Source organism: Pseudomonas sp. PGPR40 (assembly GCF_022014505.1).
In the GTDB taxonomy this organism is placed as follows: Bacteria; Pseudomonadota; Gammaproteobacteria; order Pseudomonadales; family Pseudomonadaceae; genus Aquipseudomonas.
The window spans coordinates 119852-139246 of record NZ_JAKLSP010000018.1; the positions used below are offsets into that span (position 1 = coordinate 119852).

Consider the following 19395-nt stretch of genomic DNA (forward strand, 5'->3'; position numbering starts at 1 on the left):
TGTAACGACCCCTTCGCGAGCAAGCTCGCTCCTACAAAGGCTCAGGGTTGCCACGATGGCAACCCGGCCCTCCCAAATTTCCGATCCACTGCCGGTTCCCACCGGCGGCGGATTTGTTGCGTCACTGCATTGTCATCTTTCTGTCATACAGGATCGCTAGGGTGTGCGAATGAATGATCTGGCCAACTCCACCATGACTACAAATCCCCCCAAGCGAATTGACTTCAATACGCCTGAGCTGCAACGCAAGCGCCGTATTCGTGCGCTGAAAGATCGCCTGACCCGCTGGTACGTCCTCGTCGGCGGCCTCGCCGTTCTTGGCGCGATCACCCTGATCTTTTTCTTCCTCGGTTATGTCGTCGCGCCACTGTTCCAGGGTGCCGACCTGACTGCCAAAGACGCCATCACGCCCGCCTGGATGCAAGACGCCGGCAAGCCGCTGATGATCTCCCTCGAAGAACAGAACCAGGTCGCCATGCGGGTTTCCGACAAGGGCCAGGCATTGTTCTTTGATATCGACACTGGCGCCGAGCTGCGTCGCGTTGATCTGCCGATCCCGGCGGGCAGCAGCGTGACTGCTATCGGTGAAGACCAGCCGGGTCAGCCATTGGTGGCGGTGGGTTTATCCAATGGCCAAGCGCTGGTATTCCGTCACACTTATAAAGTCAGTTACCCGGAAGGCAAGAAAACCATCTCGCCGGCCATCGAATACCCGTACGGCGAAACGCCAATCGTGCTGAACGAGGCGGGCGGCGCTCTGGAGCATGTCAGCCTCAACGCTACCGATTCGACCCTGCTGCTGGCCGGTTCCTCTGGTGCGCAGCTGCACGTCATGTCGCTGACCAGCGAAGAAAACATGATGACCGGCGAAGTCACCAACGAGCAGAAGCGCATTGACCTGCCGCAAATGACCGAGCCGGTGAAGAACATCTTCGTCGACCCGCGTCAGCAGTGGCTGTACGTAGTCAACGGCCGTGCTCAGGCCGACGTTTTCAGCCTGCGCGACAAGAGCCTGAACGGTCGCTACAAGTTGCTTGAAGACGGCGATGCAGAAGTGACCGCCAGCACTCAATTGTTGGGCGGCATCTCGCTGATCGTCGGCGACTCCAAGGGCGGCCTCGCCCAGTGGTTCATGGCTCGCGATCCAGATGGCGAACAACGCTTCAAGCAGATCCGTACCTTCCAGATGGGCACTACGCCGATCGTTGAAATCACCGCCGAAGAACGTCGCAAAGGCTTCGTTGCCCTCGACGCGTCCGGCAAACTCGGCGTGTTCCACAGCACCGCTCACCGCACTTTGCTGGTGGACCAAGTGGTCGACGGCCAAGGCCTTTTCGGCCTGTCGCCACGGGCCAACCGTGTGATCGTGGAGCAGGGCGGCAAGCTGCAACCGTTACTGCTCGACAACCCGCACCCGGAAGTCTCGTGGAGCGCGTTGTGGAGCAAGGTCTGGTACGAGAACTACGACGAGCCTAAATACGTCTGGCAATCGACCGCTGCCAACACCGACTTCGAACCCAAGCTGAGCCTCTCGCCGCTGACCTTCGGTACCCTGAAAGCCGCGTTCTACGCCATGCTGCTGGCCGCGCCTCTGGCCGTTGCCGCGGCGATCTACACCGCGTACTTCATGGCCCCGGGCATGCGTCGCAAGGTCAAACCGGTCATCGAGTTGATGGAAGCGATGCCGACGGTGATCCTCGGCTTCTTCGCCGGTTTGTTCCTGGCGCCGTACGTGGAAGGGCATTTGCCCGGCATCTTCAGCCTGCTGATGCTCCTGCCGATCGGCATTCTGGTGGCGGGTTTCGTCTTCAGTCGCCTGCCTGAGTCCATCCGCCTGAAAGTGCCGGACGGCTGGGAAAGCGCGATCCTGATCCCGGTGATTCTGTTCGTGGGCTGGCTGTCGCTGTACATGAGCCCGTACATGGAAACCTGGTTCTTCGGCGGCGACATGCGCATGTGGATCTCTCATGACCTGGGCATCACCTACGACCAGCGCAACGCTCTGGTGGTCGGTCTGGCCATGGGCTTCGCGGTCATTCCGAACATCTACTCCATTGCCGAAGACGCCGTGTTCAGCGTGCCTCGCGGCCTGACCCTGGGCTCCCTGGCCCTCGGTGCCACACCGTGGCAGACCATGACTCGTGTGGTGATTCTCACCGCCAGCCCGGGCATTTTCTCAGCGCTGATGATCGGCATGGGTCGTGCGGTCGGCGAAACCATGATCGTGCTGATGGCAACCGGTAACACCCCGGTCATGGAAATGAACCTGTTCGAAGGCCTGCGCACCCTGGCGGCCAACGTCGCGGTGGAAATGCCAGAGTCGGAAGTCGGCGGCAGCCACTACCGCGTGCTGTTTCTCTCGGCGCTGGTGCTGCTGTTGTTCACCTTCGTCATGAACACCCTCGCGGAACTGATTCGTCAGCGTCTGCGCAAGAAATACTCGTCGCTTTAAGAAAGGTAGAAGTCTGTGAAACAGAACTCCCTGAATGGATGGTTCAAGAGCGGCGCCCCCGGCGTCTGGATCAGCGGCGGCGCGGTGTCCATTGCGGTCATCATGACCATTGGCCTGCTGGCAGTGATTGCCGTGCGCGGTCTGGGTCACTTCTGGCCGGCGGACCTGGTCCACGCCAGTTACGACGTGCCGGGCCAGGCCAATCACCTCGTCATCGGCGAAGTGGTGCAGAAGGAAGAAGTGCCACGCGAGCGCCTGAAAAGCGCTGGCCTGCCGGTGCCCGATCAGGGCCCGGAGTTCATGACCCGCGAGCTGATCAAGGTCGGCAACCGTGATCTGAACGGCACCGATTTCACCTGGATTGTCGGCGAGTGGCTGACTAATCAGAAGACCCCGCCTGAGCTCATGGCTGTCGAGCGTCGCGAGTGGGGCAACTTCTACGGCTACCTGGTCAACGTCAAACAAGACGGCAAGGTCATCGCTGAAGGCGAGGCCGCATGGCCTGAGTTGCAGGCGCGTGTCGACCGCGTCAACGAGCTCGCCGCACAGCTCAAGACCCTGGAAAAGGTCGACATCGGCGCGATCAACGCAGGGCTCGAGCGTGTGCGTCTGCACGGTCGCAAACTGGAGCTGGACGGCCGTCTCGACGCCTCCGCGCAGGCGGACCTGGAGTCCGAGCGCGCCGAGCTGAATGCCCGTTATCAGGACATCGAAGCGCGACTGAATGATCTGCACGCTCAGTTCAACCGTGACAGCCTGACCGCTCGCGATGCCAACGGTAAAGAAGTCGAAATCGGCATCGGCAAAGTGGTTCACGCCTACCAGCCGAACGCCATGGGCACCTTCACCAAGATCGGCTTCTACTTCAGCAAGGTCTGGGAATTCCTCAGTGATGACCCGCGTGAAGCCAACACCGAAGGCGGGATTTTCCCGGCGATTTTCGGCACCGTGATGATGACGTTGATCATGGCGATGATCGTGACGCCGTTCGGCGTGCTGGCGGCGGTTTACCTGCGTGAATATGCGCGGCAAGGACCGATGACCCGACTGATCCGCATTGCGGTGAACAACCTGGCGGGTGTTCCGGCCATCGTTTACGGCGTGTTCGGTCTGGGCTTCTTCGTTTACGTGCTCGGCGGTTCGGTCGACCGGTTGTTCTTCCCTGAAGCACTGCCGGCGCCGACCTTTGGTACGCCGGGCCTGCTCTGGGCCTCGCTGACCCTGGCGCTGCTGGCGGTGCCGGTGGTGATCGTGGCCACTGAAGAAGGCCTGGCGCGGATTCCTCGCACTGTTCGCGAAGGATCGTTGGCTCTCGGCGCGACCAAGGCCGAAACCTTGTGGAAGATCGTGCTGCCGATGGCCAGCCCGGCGATGATGACCGGCATGATCCTCGCCGTGGCCCGTGCCGCCGGGGAAGTGGCGCCGCTGATGCTGGTGGGCGTAGTGAAACTGGCGCCATCGCTGCCGCTGGATGGCAACTACCCGTACCTGCACCTGGACCAGAAGATCATGCACTTGGGCTTCCACATTTATGACGTCGGTTTCCAGAGTCCGAACGTCGAAGCCGCGCGGCCGCTGGTGTACGCCACGGCGCTGCTGCTGGTACTGGTGATCGCGACATTGAACCTGTCGGCCGTTTATATCCGTAACCATCTGCGCGAAAAATACAAAGCACTGGATAGCTAATCACCGCCGACCCTGTAATTGAATGGACTCGCCCACGCCGAGGCGTCAATGAGTACGCCTTCGCTGGCAAGCCAGCTCCTACAGGGGACCGGCGTCAGACAGAGATTTTGAGTAAGCCGCTGGCCCGAATACCAAGCCAGCGGTTCAACGAACCGAATTTGTTAGCACAGGGAGCCTCCCATGCAGCACGAAGCACACACTCACGGCATCAACATGTCGGCCTTGGGTCGCGACAAGCAGAGCCTGAGCCTCGAACAGGAAACCGTGGCCATCGAAGTACCGGGCCTGAGCCTGTTCTACGGCGACAAACAAGCGCTGTTCGACGTCAGCATGAACATCCCGAAACAGCGCGTGACCGCCTTCATCGGCCCGTCCGGCTGCGGCAAGTCCACGCTGCTGCGCACCTTCAACCGCATGAACGACCTGGTGGACGGCTGCCGTGTCGAAGGCGCGATCAACCTCTACGGCAATAACATCTACCGCAAGGGCGAAGACGTGGCCGAGCTGCGTCGCCGGGTCGGGATGGTGTTCCAGAAGCCCAACCCGTTTCCGAAAACCATCTACGAAAACGTGGTCTACGGCCTGCGTATTCAAGGCATCAACAAGAAGCGCGTACTCGATGAAGCCGTCGAGTGGGCGTTGAAAGGCGCGGCGCTGTGGGACGAGGTCAAAGACCGTTTGCACGAGTCGGCACTCGGCCTGTCCGGTGGTCAGCAGCAACGTCTGGTGATTGCCCGCACCATCGCCGTGGAGCCGGAAGTGCTGCTGCTCGATGAACCGTGCTCGGCACTCGACCCGATCTCCACGCTGAAAGTCGAAGAGCTGATCTACGAACTGAAATCCAAGTTCACCATTGTTATCGTGACCCACAACATGCAACAGGCCGCGCGGGTTTCCGACTACACGGCGTTCATGTACATGGGCAAACTGGTGGAATTCGGCGACACCGATACCCTGTTCACCAATCCGGCGAAGAAGCAGACCGAAGACTACATTACCGGTCGTTACGGCTAGCAAGCGGTTGGTTATTCACTGAACTGACGCTGCGGTCCACCGCACCTTACCGGACGCTCCAAGGACGCCAACATGATTAGTAAAGAAGGCCTTACCCATCACATCTCCCAGCAGTTCAACGCTGAGCTCGAGGAAGTGCGCAGCCACCTCCTGGCCATGGGCGGGCTGGTCGAGAAGCAGGTCAACGACGCGGTCACTGCGCTGATCGAGGCCGATTCCGGCCTGGCCCAGCAAGTGCGCGAGATCGACGACCAGATCAATCAGATGGAACGCAACATCGACGAAGAGTGCCTGCGCATTCTGGCCCGTCGTCAGCCGGCGGCGTCGGACTTGCGTCTGATCATCAGCATCTCCAAATCGGTGATTGACCTGGAGCGCATCGGCGACGAAGCCACCAAGATCGCCCGTCGTGCCATCCAGTTGTGCGAAGAAGGCGAAGCGCCGCGCGGTTACGTCGAGGTTCGCCACATCGGCGATCAGGTGCGCAACATGGTTCGCGATGCCCTGGATGCGTTTGCCCGCTTCGACGCCGACCTGGCGTTGTCGGTGGCGCAGTACGACAAGATCATCGACCGCGAATACAAGACCGCACTGCGTGAGCTGGCCACCTACATGATGGAAGACCCGCGCTCTATCTCGCGGGTCTTGAGCATTATCTGGGTGCTGCGTTCCCTGGAGCGGATTGGCGACCACGCGCGCAATATCTCGGAACTGGTGATTTACCTGGTGCGCGGCACCGACGTGCGTCACCTGGGCCTCAAGCGCATGAAGGAAGAAGTTGAAGGCACAAGTGCCGAAACCGCTAATGTTCCGGGCAAAGCTGACGATAAGTAAGACTGCCCAAGAAAAACGCCCGGTCCTTTGGCCGGGCGTTTTTGTTTGCGTGAGGCTCTCGAATTGAAAAGCCGAGTAGAAAAGCAGCACCCGCGAACGAAAAGTCCCGGCGTGACTGAAGAGTTTTGGCAAAGTGCCATCAGCCAGCGTTATGCTTGCCGGGATTTTTAAAGGGGTGTTGGATGAGCAAGATCAGTGTGTTGGTCGTGGACGATGCGGCGTTCATTCGTGACCTGGTGAAGAAGTGCCTGCGCAACTACTTCCCGGGGATCCGGACCGAGGATGCAGTCAACGGAAAAAAGGCCCAGGCGATGCTGGCCAAAGAAGCGTTCGATCTGGTTCTGTGCGACTGGGAAATGCCGGAAATGTCCGGTCTGGAGCTGCTGACCTGGTGCCGCGAGCAGGACAACCTCAAAACCATGCCGTTCGTGATGGTGACCAGCCGTGGCGATAAAGAGAACGTCGTCCAGGCGATTCAGGCCGGTGTTTCCGGCTATGTCAGCAAGCCGTTCACCAACGAGCAACTGCTGACCAAGGTCAAACAGGCCCTGAACAAGGTCGGCAAACTGGACGCCCTGATGAGCGGTGCGCCGACCAAAATGAACTCGGCGTTCGGCAACGATTCCCTGAGCGCGCTGACCGGTGGCAAGGCTGCCATCGCTACCCCATCGGCAGCGGTCGTCAACCCGTTTGCCAAACCTGTCGCCGCCGCACCAGCCCCGGCTGGCGCACCGTCTCGCGGCCTGCTTAACAGTCCGCCGGTCAAGGCGCCTGCCGCCTCCGCAGCATCGGTTGGCGGTCGTGGCCAAGGTCAACTGCGCCTGCCGAGCGGCACTCAGCAATGCGTGATCAAGGCCCTGAGCATCAAGGAAGCGCTGCTGGTGGTGAAGCGCACCGACACCCTGCCGCAAGTCCTCGACAGCGCCGTGCTCGACCTGGAGCAGGGCGACAACGCTGAAATTGCCCGTCTCAACGGCTACCTGCACGCCATCGTCGCCTACGAGCCGAAACCTGACAGCGAATGGCTGCAACTGACTTTCCGCTTTGTCGATCAGGATGCGCAGAAGCTCGACTACATCTCCCGCCTGATCGCCCGTGGCACGGCGCAGAAGCATTTCGTGCCGGGCGCATAATCTTCGTCCCCCCCGATAGCTGATCGTTCCCACGTTCTGCGTGGGAATGCCTCCCCGGACGCTCCGCGTCCGTTTCGGATGGGACGCAGAGCGTCCCTTGCTGCATTCCCACGCGGAGCGTGGGAACGATCACTTGAAACATCTGCCGACTACGCTGGTCCATTTCAGCTGCTAGGCTCCTTCCCAGGCCTTACTCGACAGAATTTTGCCCATGCTCGCGCGCCTGCTGTTTTTCTGTGGTCTGTTCATGGCCTCCACCTCGGCTGTGGCCATGACGATTTACCGCTCCACCGACGCCAGTGGCGTGGTCTCTTACAGCGACCGCCCCACCAAAGGCGCGAAGGTGTTCGTTTTTCGGGACCGGATGGTCGAGCGCCTTGAGCGGCAGGTGTACCTCGATATCAAGAAGCAGAGGGGCATGGACAGTGTGTTCGTGCGCAACGATCTGTACGCGCCGGTTGAGATCGAGCTGAGTTTTGCCGGGCTCAGTAACGTCAGCGGTGCGCCGAGCCGACCGATTCGTCGGGTTCTGCCGGCGCGCAGTAACATTCGTCTGGCGCTGCTCAAGGCGACAAAGGCCGGAAGGCCACTGATCTATACCCCAAGATTCGAATATTCCCTGGGCGACCCTGCAGGGGCCGCCATGGCCTATCGATATCCGTTGCCATGGCGCGGTGGGCCGTTTCGGCTGAGTCAGGGCGCCAATGGCCAATACAGTCATTACGGGCCGAAGAACCGTTATGCGATGGACATCGCCATGCCCGAAGGCACGCCGATCATCGCGGCACGCGGCGGGATGGTGGTGAAAACCGAGAATCGTCAGACCGGGCGCGGCAATGATCCGTCGGGCAACTTCGTGCGGGTATTGCACGATGACGGGACCATGGGCGTGTACCTGCACCTCAAGAAAGGCTCGGTCAGCGTACGGGAAGGCCAGCGCGTGGTGGTGGGCAGTGCGCTGGCGCTGTCGGGCAACACCGGCAACAGCAGCGGCCCGCACCTGCACTTCGTGGTACAGCGCAATACGGGGTTGGGGCTGGTGTCGATTCCGTACCAGTTCAATCAACCGGTAGGCGCGTTGCCTAACTTTGCGTTGGGCAAGCAGTGATGAGTTGTCTGGTCTGACGCATTCGCGAGCAAGCCCGCTCCCACACTTGTTATGCGTCGATCACATAAATAGGGTTCGACGCCGATCAAGTGTGGGAGCGGGCTTGCTCGCGAAGGGATCGACGCGGATCTGGATCAGCGCATCAATCGAGCATCAACACCTTGGCCAAAACAATCTTCGGCCCTTTCATCTTCTTGATGATGATCCGCAAGCCTTCGACCTCCAGCACTTCTTCCTCTTCCGGCACCCGTTTCAGGGTTTCGTAGACCAGCCCGGCGAGGGTTTCGGCTTCGATGTGGTCCAGGTCGATGCCCAGCAGGCGTTCCACCTTGAACAGCGGCGTATCGCCGCGCACCAGCAGTTTGCCCGGCTGATACGCGAGGATCCCGCGTTCAGCCTTGCGGTGTTCATCCTGAATGTCGCCCACCAGCACTTCCAGCACGTCTTCCATGGTCAGATAGCCGATGATGTTGCCGTCGGCTTCCTCGACCACAGCGAAATGCGAACCGCCCTTACGGAACTGTTCCAGTAGCTGCGACAGCGGCATGTGCCTCGATACACGTTCCAGCGGCCGCGTCAGTTCGGCGAGGTTGAACGACTCGGGAATGTGATCCAGGGCGGCCAGTTCCAGCAACAGATCCTTGATGTGCAGCAGGCCGACGAACTCCTGGCGCTCGCTGTCGTACACCGGGTAGCGGCTGAACTTGTGGCGACGAAACATCGCCAGGATTTCCTTGAGCGGCGCGTTGAACTCCAGCGTCACCAGGTCTTCCCGGGAGTTGGCCCAGTCGACCACTTCCAGCTCGCCCATTTCCACCGCCGAGGCCAAAACGCGCATGCCTTGGTCACTCGGGTCCTGGCCACGGCTGGAGTGCAGGATCAGTTTCAGTTCTTCACGGCTGTAATGGTGCTCGTGATGCGGGCCGGGCTCACCTTGCCCTGCGATCCGCAGGATCTGGTTGGCGCTGGCGTTGAGCAGGTAAATGGCCGGGTACATGGCCCAGTAGAACAGGTACAGCGGCACGGCCGTCCAAAGCGACAGCAGCTCGGGTTTGCGGATGGCCCAGGATTTCGGGGCCAGTTCGCCGACCACGATGTGCAGGTACGAAATGATGAAAAACGCAGTAAAGAACGACACGCCTCTGACCACTTCGGCGGAATCTACGCCCACGGCTGTCAGGACGGGTGCCAGCAAATGCGCGAACGCCGGTTCCCCGACCCAGCCCAGGCCCAGCGAGGCGAGGGTGATACCCAATTGGCACGCCGAGAGGTAAGCATCGAGCTGACTGTGCACGGTGCGCAGGATGTGCCCGCGCCAGCCGTGCTGTTCTGCGATGGCTTCGACCCGGGTCGAGCGCAATTTGACCATGGCAAATTCCGCCGCAACGAAAAAGCCGTTGAGCAAAACCAGGATCAGAGCAAAAAGAATCATGCCGAAATCGGCGAATATTGTTGCGAGGGTCAAGCCAGGGGAAGGGTCCATGATGGAGTTTTGCGGGTTCCGTAATTCGAAAGGAAAGAAAAAAGTGCGCCTGAAGGGCAGGCACAAGTCAGCCAATGTAGCGACTGACCGAGTGATTGCCTAGTGGCGAATGCTGACTGGTATCAGTCAGCGGCACTGATGACGCGGGATTTGCTCACCTGGGCTGGCGAAAAATGGCAGGTAAACGTGCTGCCGTGCCCCGGCACACTGCTGATTTCCATGCGAGCCCGATGGCGCAGCAACACATGTTTGACGATGGCCAGCCCCAGCCCGGTGCCGCCGGTGTTGGAGTTGCGGCTGGAGTCGACGCGGTAGAAGCGTTCAGTCAGGCGCGGCAAGTGTTTGCTGTCGATGCCGATCCCTGAATCCTGCACGCTCAGGTGTGCGCCTTGATCATCGCCCCACCAGCGAATGCGGATATTGCCCTCGGCCGGGGTGTATTTCACGGCGTTGAACACCAGGTTGGAGAACGCGCTACGCAATTCGGCTTCGCTGCCCTTGAGCAGAATGGTCGGATCGGCGTCCAGGGTAATGTGCTGGTTTTTTTGGCCGGATAGTTGCTGAGCGTCGCCCTTGATCGATTGCAGCAGGCTGTCGATGGACACCGGTTGATTGTCCGACGGGTAATCGGTGGCTTCCAGTTTGGCCAGCAGCAGCAAATCGTTAAGCAAGGTCTGCATGCGCCCGCCTTGCTGCTGCATCTGCTGCAGGGCACGGGTCCAGCGCGGGTTCACTTCTTCGACGTTGTCGAGCAGGGTTTCCAGGTAGCCGCAAATCACCGTCAGCGGCGTGCGCAATTCGTGGGACACGTTGGCGATGAAGTCTTTACGCATCTGTTCCAGCTGATGGATACGCGTCACGTCGCGCACCAGCATCAAGTGTTCGTTGTTGCCATAGCGGGTGATGTACAGCTGAATGCGCAGGCGATCATTGATCGGCGAGGGGATTTCCAACGGTTCGGCGTAGCTGTCCTGCTCGAAGTATTCCTTGAAGCGCGGATGGCGCACCAGGTTGGTCACGGGCTGGCCGCTGTCCTGAGGGGTTTTGAGGCCGAGCAACGTTTCGGCGGCGCGGTTCCACCATTCCAGGTTGCCGTCGCTGTCGAGCATGATCACCGCGTCTTTGAGCGCGGCGGTGGATTCCTGCACCCGATCGATCACCGCTTGCAGGCGCCCGCGCACCCGTTGGTCGCGGCGTTGCAGGTGGTAGATGCTGTCGAACACTTCACCCCACAGGCCATAGCCATCGGGCGGTGCTTCATCGGGTTTGTGCAGGCGCAGCCACTCGTGCAGGCGCAGCAGTTGCTTGAGGGTCCATGCCAGATAAAGGCCCAGGCCCACGGCAAGGCTCCAGCCGTAGTAGCCGGAAATCAGGCCGATCACCAGGCAGGCGGTGACCAGCAACAGCATGTGGCGAATCAGGGTGCCATGCCAGTTTTGGTTCACGGAAAATATGCGTCCTTGTCAGCGAGTCTGGCGGTCGGCTCAGGCCTTGGTGGAGAACCGGTAGCCGGTGCCGCGCACGGTTTGTACCAGATTTTCATAGGCATCGCCGAGGGCTTTGCGCAGGCGACGGATATGTACGTCGACGGTACGCTCTTCGACGTAGACATTGCCGCCCCAGACCTGATCCAGCAACTGCCCGCGGGTGTAGGCACGTTCCTGGTGGGTCATGAAAAATTGCAGCAAACGGTATTCGGTCGGGCCCATCTCGGCGGGTTTGCCGTCGATGGTCACGCGGTGGCTGATCGGGTCCAGCAGCAGGCCGCCGACTTCGATCGGCGCTTCGCCATCGGTCGGGCCGGCGCGGCGCAGCACGGCTTTCAGGCGTGCAACCAGCTCGCGTGGGGAAAACGGTTTGGTGATGTAGTCGTCGGCGCCGACTTCCAGGCCCTGGATCTTGTTGTCCTCTTCGCCCTTGGCGGTGAGCATGATGATCGGGATATCCCCGGTCAGTTCATCGCGCTTGAGGCGTCGGGCCAGCTCGATGCCGGAGGTGCCGGGCAGCATCCAGTCGAGCAAAATCAGGTCCGGTTTGCGGTCGACGATAATGGCATGGGCCTGCTGCGAGTTCTCTGCCTCCAGACAGTCATAGCCGGCCATTTCCAACGCAACGGCGATCATTTCGCGAATGGGCGCTTCGTCGTCGACGATCAGAATGCTCCTGCCAACCATGCGTTAATCCTCTTGTCATTTAACTGTCTTGCGCCGCATTAGATAACGGAATTATTGCAGTCGTGTGACAGTATTTTAGCCGTCCTGCGATTGTCGCGATCCTGAACTAAGCTCTAAGTCCGAATCCTGACAACCACAAGAGGAAGGTTTCCATGAATCATATTGCTCAATCCTGGAAGGCCCTGCTGGTCACGGCTGCGCTAACGCTGCCGTCCCTGGCCTTTGCCGCCGAGCCGGCCATGATGAAAGACGGCATGATGGTCGATCACAAGGGTATGACCTTGTATACCTTTGACAAGGACAAAGATGGCAAGTCGATGTGCACGGGTGAGTGTGCGACGAACTGGCCGCCGCTGATGGCGCCGATGGATGCCAAGCCCACGGGTGAGTGGATGCCGATCAAGCGTGACGACGGCACGATGCAATGGGCTTATAAAGGCAAGCCAATGTATGGCTACAAAATGGACAAAAAGCCCGGGGACATGGAGGGTGACGGTAAAGGCGGCTTCTGGCACATGTATCGGCACTGAGTGATTGCAAAAGATCGTCCGAACGCGGCCCAGCCTTCGGACGATCTTTTCGAATCATCAGCGCACCGCGTAATCCAGCACAATCCCGACAAAAATTGCCAACCCCGCCCAGTGATTATGCAAAAACGCCTGGAAGCAGCGCATCCGATCCCTGCTGCGGGTGTACCAGAACTCCCAGGCAAAACAACCCGCCGCCGCCAGTAGTCCGAGATGAAACCAGCCACCCAGCTGGAATTTCGAACCCGCCAACAGCAGACAGCCCAACGCCAACCCCTGCAGGGTCAGAATGATCACTCTGTCGGCGTCGCCAAACAGAATCGCTGTAGATTTCACCCCGATCTTCAGGTCATCGTCGCGGTCGGTCATGGCGTAATAGGTGTCGTAGCCCACGGTCCACAGCAGGTTGGCAATCCACAACAACCAGGCCGCCGCCGGCAGTTCACCGGTTTCGGCGGTGAAGGCCATCGGCATGCCCCAGGAGAACGCGGCGCCCAGCACCACCTGCGGGTAATAGGTGTAGCGCTTCATGAACGGATAAGTGAAGGCCAAGGCCAAACCGCCTAGCGACAGCCAGACCGTCGCCGCGTTGGTGCACAACACCAGCAGAAAGCTCACACCCATCAGTACCGCGAAGAACACCAGGGCTTCTTTTGAGCTGATCTTGCCGCTCACCAGCGGCCGCTGTTCTGTGCGTTTGACGTGGCCATCGACCTTGCGATCCGCCCAATCGTTGATCACACAACCGCCAGCACGGGTCAGTACCACGCCGAGCACGAAAATCACGATATTGGCCAGTGACGGCGAACCTTCACCGGCAATCCAGAGTGCCCACAACGTTGGCCACAGCAGCAAATAAATGCCGATCGGCTTGTCCATGCGGGTCAGTTGAATGAAGTCCCAGGCCCGTGGGTTCAAGCGATTCAGGGACTTGAGCAGGCTTTGGTACATCAGCAATTCTCCGGATGGGCGCGGGCGGCATTCCACAGCGTAGGCAGGAAAATCTCGGCTACCAGCACGCTCAAGGCGCCACGGTCGAAACGCGAACGCCGACCCCATAGTTCAGGCGCTCGAGCATCCACCGGCAACCACGCTTGAGGATAGTGACAAACCTCGATAGCCCGGCGCTGGAATGCCTGATCGCAAAACAGCAATTCACCCAGAGAGCGGCTGCCCAGTTCGTCCATATGTAATCCATCACCCTGCAACGCGCCACGCGCCGCCACGCTACGGGCGAACACCCAGGCTTCACCGTGGCCGCGCAGATACACCTCGCGCACCCAGCCTTCACTGCCTTCGGCCAGTTCCAGCGCAGCACATTCGTCGGCGCGCAACGATTGCCAGCCTTCGAACAGCGGCATAACGCTGAAGCCATCATTCGACAGGCGGATCAGTCGCCGGGTCAGCGACCCTTCATCGAACAGCCAATCGAGCGTAGACGTGTCGGGGAGGGGCGTCAGTTGACTCCGAGGGAGCCAGACCGGTGTCGCGGAGGGGGATTTTGAGTGCGGCACAGTGAGTCATTATTGGCAGCAAATGAGGCGGCGAGCTTACCATGTCAGGCGGCGGTTTTGATTGATCGGCCTGCCGTTGCGCCGAACAGGCTTGCATCTGCCGGGCCCGATCAGTACAAAACGCCCTGAGCCGGACGGCAGCGCTTCACCCATCGACCGTTCGCGCCGGCAAAAGCCTGAATTGCGAGGAAGTACCTGAATGAAAAAGTGGCAATGTGTGGTCTGCGGCCTGATCTATAACGAAGCCGACGGCTGGCCGGACGAAGGCATTGCGCCGGGAACGTTGTGGCAGGACGTGCCGGAAGACTGGCTGTGCCCGGACTGCGGTGTGGGCAAGATGGATTTCGAAATGATCGAAATCAACTAAGAATCCAAGGAGGAAGGGAATGAACGCACCTGTCGTGATCGTCGGCACCGGGCTGGCTGGCTACAACCTGGCCCGGGAGTTTCGCAAACTCGATGGCGAAACCCCGCTGCTGCTGATTACCGCAGATGACGGGCGCTCCTACTCCAAGCCGATGCTCTCCACCGGCTTCGGCAAGAATAAAGACGCCGATGGCCTGAGCATGGCCGAACCGGGCGCCATGGCCGAGCAATTGAAGGCCGAAGTGCGCACCCACACGCGCATCAGCGGGATCGATCCAGGCCATAAGCGCCTGTGGATTGGTGAGGAAGCGGTGATCTACCGTGACCTGATCCTGGCCTGGGGCGCGGAAACCGTGCGGGTGCCGATCGAAGGCGACGCGGCGGACGCTGTTTTCCCTATCAATGATCTTGAAGACTACGCACGTTTTCGCGCGGCCGCGGCCGGCAAGCATCGGGTATTGCTGCTGGGCGCCGGTTTGATTGGCTGCGAATTCGCCAACGACCTGATTCTCGGCGGCTACGAGGTGCAACTGGTTGCACCGTGCGAACAGGTCATGCCGACCTTGCTGCACCCAGCGGCGGCCGCTGCGGTCCAGGCCGGCCTGGAAAGCCTGGGCGCGCGCTTCCACCTCGGGCCGGTGCTCAATCGCTTGCAACATGTGGCTGATGGCCTGGAAGCGCATTTGTCCGATGGCCAGGTCATCCCTTGCGATGTAGTTGTTTCGGCCATCGGTCTGCGTCCGCGCATCGATCTGGCGGCCGCTGCCGGGTTGCTGGTCAACCGTGGCGTAGTGGTCGACCGTCATCTGAAAACTTCTCACGCCAACATCTACGCCCTGGGCGACTGCGCCGAGGTCGATGGGCTGAATCTGTTGTACGTCATGCCCCTCATGAGCTGTGCGAGAGCGCTGGCCCAGACCCTTGCCGGAAACCCTGTGGCGGTGAGTTATGGCCCGATGCCGATCACTGTGAAAACACCGGTTTGCCCGTTGGTGGTTTCACCGCCACCAAGGGGCGCGGAAGGCGTCTGGACGGTCGAAGGGCAGGGGGCGGACATCAAAGTGCTATGCCGCGACGATGCCGGCCAATTGCTGGGCTATGCCCTGACAGGCACTGCGGTAATGGAAAAACTCGCCCTGAACAAAGAGCTTCCAGCCCTGTTGGCGTAAATACTGGTCGTTCTGTCGGAATCACCCCGTTTTTGCCGCTACAAACGTCGCGGGGAGACTGGCGCCGCACCTGCGCGCGTGCCATCCTCATTCCCGTCTGCCGCAGAGTAGAGCACTGCGGCGCGTTGGGCGCTGTTCCAACGAGAACAGCACGGACATAACAACAAAAAAACCGTCAAAGGGGCTTCACTAATGCGTAAACCAGAACTCGCTGCTGCCATTGCAGAAAAAGCAGACCTCACCAAAGAACAGGCCAACCGCGTTCTCAACGCCGTTCTCGAAGAAATCACCGGCGCCCTGCACCGCAAAGACAGCGTTACGCTGGTCGGCTTCGGCACCTTCCTGCAACGCCATCGCGGTGCACGTACCGGCAAAAACCCGCAGACCGGTGAGCCCGTCAAAATCAAGGCCAGCAACACTGTTGCGTTCAAGCCGGGCAAGTCGTTGAAAGACAGCGTTAATCCGTAACACACACCGACTGCCCGCCTGGCGGGTGAGCGGGATAAAAAATGGGCACGCCAGCGAAGTTGGGTACCCATTTTTTTATGCATGACGAAAGCAACCCCAATCACTCAATCCTGTGGCAGCTGGCGAGTCTGCGTTGGGCTGCTACAGGGCTACATAGTCGGCAACGTCGGCCCGATAGGGCTGATGGAGCTTGGTTGTTCATCCATAGCCAGGACCAGGTGGGCGAACGCTTTCTTGCTTGGCTGAAGATCAGCCTGCTGTTCCAGGTACATACGCCATGCAGATTCCAGCATCGGCCCATGGATATCGCCGTCGGTAGCAAGATACGCGGCGGCGTCGTCTTTCACCGCCTGTGTGTAGTGTTTCGATGGGCCATCTTTTGTGGCGTCCGAGGTCGAAATAAACGGCCCGACAGTTGTATAGATCAACCCGATCCCCGTCAGCATCGAGAACTCAAGTGGGCCACCGTTTAATAGGCAGCCAACACCATGGCAACCTTCCGCTCGAACAGAGACGCTAGCTACAAGTGTGAACATGGCAACCCAGTACCGCCCTAAGGCCACCGCCGATTTTTTACTGTGTCGATTAGTCATAATAATGCTGAGTGCTCTATTGGTTGAGCCGCACCGACTCAACATAGAATTGAAAAAAATCTGAGACTCCATGCTGCATAAGGCAAAGATTTGCGATGGTCCTTGGCGCATCCGCTCAAGAAGAGCGCTAGCACCATTGCACCGCCTGCTTTAATAGAAATGAGGCCTTCAACTGAAAGTCCTTCTGGTCGTGGTTTCTGCTGATAGTTCATGGGTTACCAGGAGCCATAAGGAATGCCGAATTTTTCGATGTAGGCTTTGGATTCTTCTGAAAGGGGTCGATGCTTTCCGTTGGACGTACCCCCGTAGGGGCCTTCGGGATTGATCGTGCCTTGGACGCGAGTGACTTCGACCGATTTCAGGCAGGGTCCGCCTAACCACACCTTGGCGATTCCTCCCGGCGCCAGGCCGACAGTCAACAGCTTTCGGTAATCGGTTTTCCATCTGCCTACCGCACCGCAAAAAGCTTCTTCACTATGGAGCATGGTGTATCGCGCCGATTCTGGGATCTCTATATACGCTTCATAAGTCTGCGGCTCGGCCATGGATTGCCAGCGTACATAGACCAAGCGGGGCAGGTCAGCACCTGTTACATGCCGGCCCTTTCCTACTGGGTGCTCAAACCACCCCTTCGCATCGCCCTTGAAGTGAGCCGGTATGCCTTTACTCAGCCCACGGGGATAACCAGTCGAGGGTATCCCGCTACCTGCACCTCGAAACACACGCTCATTGATATCCACGACGTCCGCCGTTTCAATCCAGACCTCCATGTAGTCGGGGGCAAAAAAATCGAGGCTCCAGGCGTCATAAGGTAATGATCTGTGCTCACCCAAGGCACATCCTCCCAACAGCAACGCGAGTAACAGCGTAAAGCCGGTCTTGAGCATGAATGAGCGCTTACACATTGGGATGCACCTTACGAACATAGTGTTCGGCGGGTCGATCGATGAACACGATGTTCAGATCACTGTTGTTCCAGCCTTTGGCAGCATTCCAGTTGGCAGACAGATGGATGTAGCGTTGAGAGAGCAACTCCTCCTCGAACACGTTCAAGCCCGCGCGACGGGTCTCGCCCAGCGCATAAGCCATCAGTTTTTCGGCAATCGGTTTCAGCTCCAGCGGTAATGCGTACTTTTGATCCTCGTCGTCAATGACCTTGAATGGAACGTCGTGCCTGGCCCCCAACTCACGCATGATGCGCAGATAAATCAAGGCCAGATCGTTGCGCACGGTGCGCTCGCTGTGGACCGCCGCATAGACGTTTTTCCCTTTTGATCTATCGCCCTTGACGTTGCTAGTAGTCTCTACCGCCCAGGTTTTCACCGCCAATGTCAGCCCATACAGATTGAGCTGATCCTGAAGGCGACCCAGCTCTTGCTGAGCCCAGCGATAGGCGGTTGACGCTGTAGAAGGCACATCAAAATCCACGTCGCGGCTACAGCGCGGCTTGCTGAGCAGAACTCGTTCAATGATGTTCGGCAGATACCCCCCACCCAAGTCAGAATGGACGCCAGGCAGCACGATATCGGCAGCGCTGGCGCTGTTGAGCGAGAAGTTGTGGCGGCGCTCGTCCTGCGCCACCAGATGCACGACTTTTTTTGCGATATCGGGCGCCAGACACACGTTGACACTGGGGTTGTTGGCATCGTGAACGCTCAAGTCGCCGTCGGCCATGCTGGCTACGGCGGCAACGGTGTCGAAGATGCCAAGGAAGTTGATGGAGACATCCGCCTTGGTGCGCCAGGAAAAGTCCTCGACGAACAACGACGCGTTGGCTGGTAGTAGGGCGGCCAATGGAGTCTGTTTTCCTTTCAATATTTCATTGGCAAAATGCCGCGCAGCTGCAGCACCCCGACTAAAACCGAAGATATCGAACTCAACATGTTCAACCTTTCGTTCAGGATTAGATAACTTGAACTGCTCAATCCTTTCGAGAATAAGCGCTGGACTCTGCTCAACCTTCCCCAATATCCCATGTGTGCCTGCGCCAGTGATTTGTGAAAAAGGTGAATCCTCTGCACCACTGCTAGTACCGATACCTTCTAGATAAACCGGGATGTACCCGATGGTTTCATCATCAGCTAATTGCCGATTTCGGTCATCGCTATACAGCTCATACAGCTTCGCCACATTACTCATGCCATTCCCATAGCTGGTATCCGGCGTATTCCCCTTACCGTCATACCCATGTATCTGACAAAACTGCTGAATATCCTCAGCCTCCTCCAGCAGATTCACATCCCGCGCATAGCACCCGGCAACCATCTCACTGTTGGATCGGTTATTCCCGGTGCCATCGAAGAACACCCCGATTCGCAAGGTAATCCCTTCCTCTTCGACTTCTTCCTCTTCTTCCTCCAGCTCATCCGCCGCTTCGTCTTCCGTCGGCTGAGGCGCAGGCACGACGGAGACCAACAAGCCAGCGACTGCCCCCTGCAGTAATGTATGTGCAGCCGTACCCGGCTTTGGAGCGCCGCCGATCTCAAGCGCGCGGCTGCTGAAAATCCCGTCGGCATTGAGCACGATGTGCTGACCACCCACGGTCAACGAAATACTCTCGCCCGCCTCCAGCACCAGGTGGGTACCCGCCTTGATGTGCAGCTGCTGAGCGGCTTCGACCACCAGCGTGTCATCGACTTTCGTGTGGCTGCTCCCGGCCACCTGCAGATAGTCGCTGGCCTGCAGCTGCACCTTGCGATCCGCCATGACCGTGCGGTGCTCTTCCGCCTCCAGCAGCGTAATGCTGGGGCCCTTGATGGTTTCCCGACGCTCGTTGCCCACTTCCAGCCGGCTGTCATTGACCACCTTCTGCTCCAGATCGCGCTGGGCGCGCAGGTAGATCAGTTCCTGCCCGGCGCGGTCTTCAATCGACAG

The 19395-nt window shown here is 59.2% G+C and carries 18 protein-coding genes; 10 read left to right on the plus strand and 8 right to left on the minus strand.

Translation table 11 applies throughout. The features are described 5' to 3' along the window. The first annotated feature begins 418 nt into the window (after positions 1-418). The 6 genes from MEB48_RS16870 to MEB48_RS16895 all read left to right on the plus strand — a co-directional run bounded on the left by MEB48_RS16870 (position 419) and on the right by MEB48_RS16895 (position 8227). A complete protein-coding gene (locus tag MEB48_RS16870) occupies positions 419-2452 on the plus strand; it encodes an ABC transporter permease subunit (RefSeq protein WP_237885220.1) in 2034 nt (677 codons plus the stop codon). Positions 2453-2467: 15 nt separating this feature from the next. After that, complete coding sequence (gene pstA, locus MEB48_RS16875) at positions 2468-4138, plus strand: phosphate ABC transporter permease PstA (protein WP_237885208.1); 1671 nt, start codon at positions 2468-2470, stop codon at positions 4136-4138. A 180-nt stretch (positions 4139-4318) separates the two neighbouring features. After that, entirely contained in the window at positions 4319-5152 is an 834-nt protein-coding gene (pstB, locus tag MEB48_RS16880) for a phosphate ABC transporter ATP-binding protein PstB (RefSeq protein ID WP_020797931.1), read from the plus strand. A gap of 72 nt (positions 5153-5224) precedes the next feature. Further along, on the plus strand, positions 5225-5986 hold the full coding sequence (gene phoU / locus MEB48_RS16885) for a phosphate signaling complex protein PhoU (protein WP_008073516.1): 762 nt from the start codon (positions 5225-5227) through the stop codon (positions 5984-5986). Positions 5987-6168: 182 nt separating this feature from the next. Continuing rightward, positions 6169-7119 carry a response regulator gene (locus MEB48_RS16890; protein ID WP_237885209.1) on the plus strand — a complete coding sequence of 317 codons (951 nt, stop codon included), beginning with the start codon at positions 6169-6171 and terminating at the stop codon, positions 7117-7119. A gap of 211 nt (positions 7120-7330) precedes the next feature. Beyond that, positions 7331-8227 carry a peptidoglycan DD-metalloendopeptidase family protein gene (locus MEB48_RS16895; RefSeq protein ID WP_237885210.1) on the plus strand — a complete coding sequence of 299 codons (897 nt, stop codon included), beginning with the start codon at positions 7331-7333 and terminating at the stop codon, positions 8225-8227. A 142-nt stretch (positions 8228-8369) separates the two neighbouring features. Here the strand turns inward: MEB48_RS16895 and MEB48_RS16900 are convergent, their stop codons facing one another. The 3 genes from MEB48_RS16900 to phoB form a co-directional block, all read right to left on the minus strand. Then, the gene (locus tag MEB48_RS16900; protein WP_237885211.1) at positions 8370-9710 is read right to left on the minus strand and encodes a hemolysin family protein; all 1341 of its coding nucleotides are present in this window, start codon (positions 9708-9710) and stop codon (positions 8370-8372) included. Positions 9711-9832: 122 nt separating this feature from the next. Continuing rightward, positions 9833-11119 (minus strand): phosphate regulon sensor histidine kinase PhoR, encoded by a 1287-nt coding sequence (gene phoR / locus MEB48_RS16905; RefSeq protein WP_237885221.1) that lies wholly within the window; start codon positions 11117-11119, stop codon positions 9833-9835. 75 nt (positions 11120-11194) lie between these two features. Continuing rightward, positions 11195-11884: a phosphate regulon transcriptional regulator PhoB gene (phoB, locus tag MEB48_RS16910; RefSeq protein WP_007896474.1), complete on the minus strand. Its 690-nt coding sequence runs from the start codon at positions 11882-11884 to the stop codon at positions 11195-11197. 152 nt (positions 11885-12036) lie between these two features. Here phoB and MEB48_RS16915 point away from each other — a divergent pair, with 152 nt between their 5' ends. Further along, the gene (locus tag MEB48_RS16915; protein WP_237885212.1) at positions 12037-12414 is read left to right on the plus strand and encodes a COG4315 family predicted lipoprotein; all 378 of its coding nucleotides are present in this window, start codon (positions 12037-12039) and stop codon (positions 12412-12414) included. Between the two features lie 57 nt (positions 12415-12471). Here MEB48_RS16915 and ubiA read toward each other — a convergent pair whose 3' ends face one another. Together ubiA and MEB48_RS16925 are read right to left on the minus strand one after the other, a co-directional pair. Next, positions 12472-13362, minus strand: coding sequence for a 4-hydroxybenzoate octaprenyltransferase (gene ubiA, locus MEB48_RS16920; protein ID WP_237885213.1), 891 nt, complete (start codon positions 13360-13362; stop codon positions 12472-12474). Then, entirely contained in the window at positions 13362-13925 is a 564-nt protein-coding gene (locus MEB48_RS16925) for a chorismate--pyruvate lyase family protein (RefSeq protein ID WP_237885214.1), read from the minus strand. The genes ubiA and MEB48_RS16925 overlap by 1 nt, the downstream gene beginning before the upstream one ends. Positions 13926-14124: 199 nt before the next feature. On the opposite strand from MEB48_RS16925, the gene MEB48_RS16930 reads away from it, so the two are divergent. The 3 genes from MEB48_RS16930 (at position 14125) to MEB48_RS16940 (ending at position 15928) form a co-directional block, all read left to right on the plus strand. Further along, complete coding sequence (locus tag MEB48_RS16930; protein ID WP_237885215.1) at positions 14125-14292, plus strand: rubredoxin; 168 nt, start codon at positions 14125-14127, stop codon at positions 14290-14292. Between the two features lie 19 nt (positions 14293-14311). After that, positions 14312-15460, plus strand: coding sequence for an NAD(P)/FAD-dependent oxidoreductase (locus tag MEB48_RS16935; RefSeq protein WP_237885216.1), 1149 nt, complete (start codon positions 14312-14314; stop codon positions 15458-15460). Between the two features lie 192 nt (positions 15461-15652). Beyond that, entirely contained in the window at positions 15653-15928 is a 276-nt protein-coding gene (locus tag MEB48_RS16940) for an HU family DNA-binding protein (protein WP_003213368.1), read from the plus strand. 149 nt (positions 15929-16077) lie between these two features. On the opposite strand, the gene MEB48_RS16945 is transcribed toward MEB48_RS16940, so the two are convergent. From MEB48_RS16945 to MEB48_RS16955, 3 genes are all read right to left on the minus strand, one after another. After that, complete coding sequence (locus MEB48_RS16945; protein ID WP_237885217.1) at positions 16078-16374, minus strand: DUF2388 domain-containing protein; 297 nt, start codon at positions 16372-16374, stop codon at positions 16078-16080. Between the two features lie 362 nt (positions 16375-16736). After that, a complete protein-coding gene (locus MEB48_RS16950; RefSeq protein ID WP_442969101.1) occupies positions 16737-17408 on the minus strand; it encodes a DUF2931 family protein in 672 nt (223 codons plus the stop codon). A gap of 10 nt (positions 17409-17418) precedes the next feature. After that, positions 17419-19395: phospholipase effector Tle1 domain-containing protein (locus MEB48_RS16955; RefSeq protein ID WP_237885219.1), on the minus strand; the 1977-nt coding region annotated here is incomplete at its 5' end.

Bases quoted from the DNA above. Each gene is read 5' to 3' on its own strand.
- MEB48_RS16870 (WP_237885220.1), top strand. From the start codon at position 419: ATGCAAGACGCCGGCAAGCCGCTGATGATCTCCCTCGAAGAACAGAAC.
- pstB (WP_020797931.1), top strand. From the start codon at position 4,319: ATGCAGCACGAAGCACACACTCACGGCATCAACATGTCGGCCTTGGGT.
- phoU (WP_008073516.1), top strand. From the start codon at position 5,225: ATGATTAGTAAAGAAGGCCTTACCCATCACATCTCCCAGCAGTTCAAC.
- MEB48_RS16890 (WP_237885209.1), top strand. From the start codon at position 6,169: ATGAGCAAGATCAGTGTGTTGGTCGTGGACGATGCGGCGTTCATTCGT.
- MEB48_RS16895 (WP_237885210.1), top strand. From the start codon at position 7,331: ATGCTCGCGCGCCTGCTGTTTTTCTGTGGTCTGTTCATGGCCTCCACC.
- MEB48_RS16900 (WP_237885211.1), bottom strand. From the start codon at position 9,710: ATGGACCCTTCCCCTGGCTTGACCCTCGCAACAATATTCGCCGATTTC.
- phoR (WP_237885221.1), bottom strand. From the start codon at position 11,119: ATGCTGTTGCTGGTCACCGCCTGCCTGGTGATCGGCCTGATTTCCGGC.
- phoB (WP_007896474.1), bottom strand. From the start codon at position 11,884: ATGGTTGGCAGGAGCATTCTGATCGTCGACGACGAAGCGCCCATTCGC.
- MEB48_RS16915 (WP_237885212.1), top strand. From the start codon at position 12,037: ATGAATCATATTGCTCAATCCTGGAAGGCCCTGCTGGTCACGGCTGCG.
- ubiA (WP_237885213.1), bottom strand. From the start codon at position 13,362: ATGTACCAAAGCCTGCTCAAGTCCCTGAATCGCTTGAACCCACGGGCC.
- MEB48_RS16930 (WP_237885215.1), top strand. From the start codon at position 14,125: ATGAAAAAGTGGCAATGTGTGGTCTGCGGCCTGATCTATAACGAAGCC.
- MEB48_RS16935 (WP_237885216.1), top strand. From the start codon at position 14,312: ATGAACGCACCTGTCGTGATCGTCGGCACCGGGCTGGCTGGCTACAAC.
- MEB48_RS16940 (WP_003213368.1), top strand. From the start codon at position 15,653: ATGCGTAAACCAGAACTCGCTGCTGCCATTGCAGAAAAAGCAGACCTC.
- MEB48_RS16945 (WP_237885217.1), bottom strand. From the start codon at position 16,374: ATGCTGACGGGGATCGGGTTGATCTATACAACTGTCGGGCCGTTTATT.
- MEB48_RS16950 (WP_442969101.1), bottom strand. From the start codon at position 17,408: ATGCTCAAGACCGGCTTTACGCTGTTACTCGCGTTGCTGTTGGGAGGA.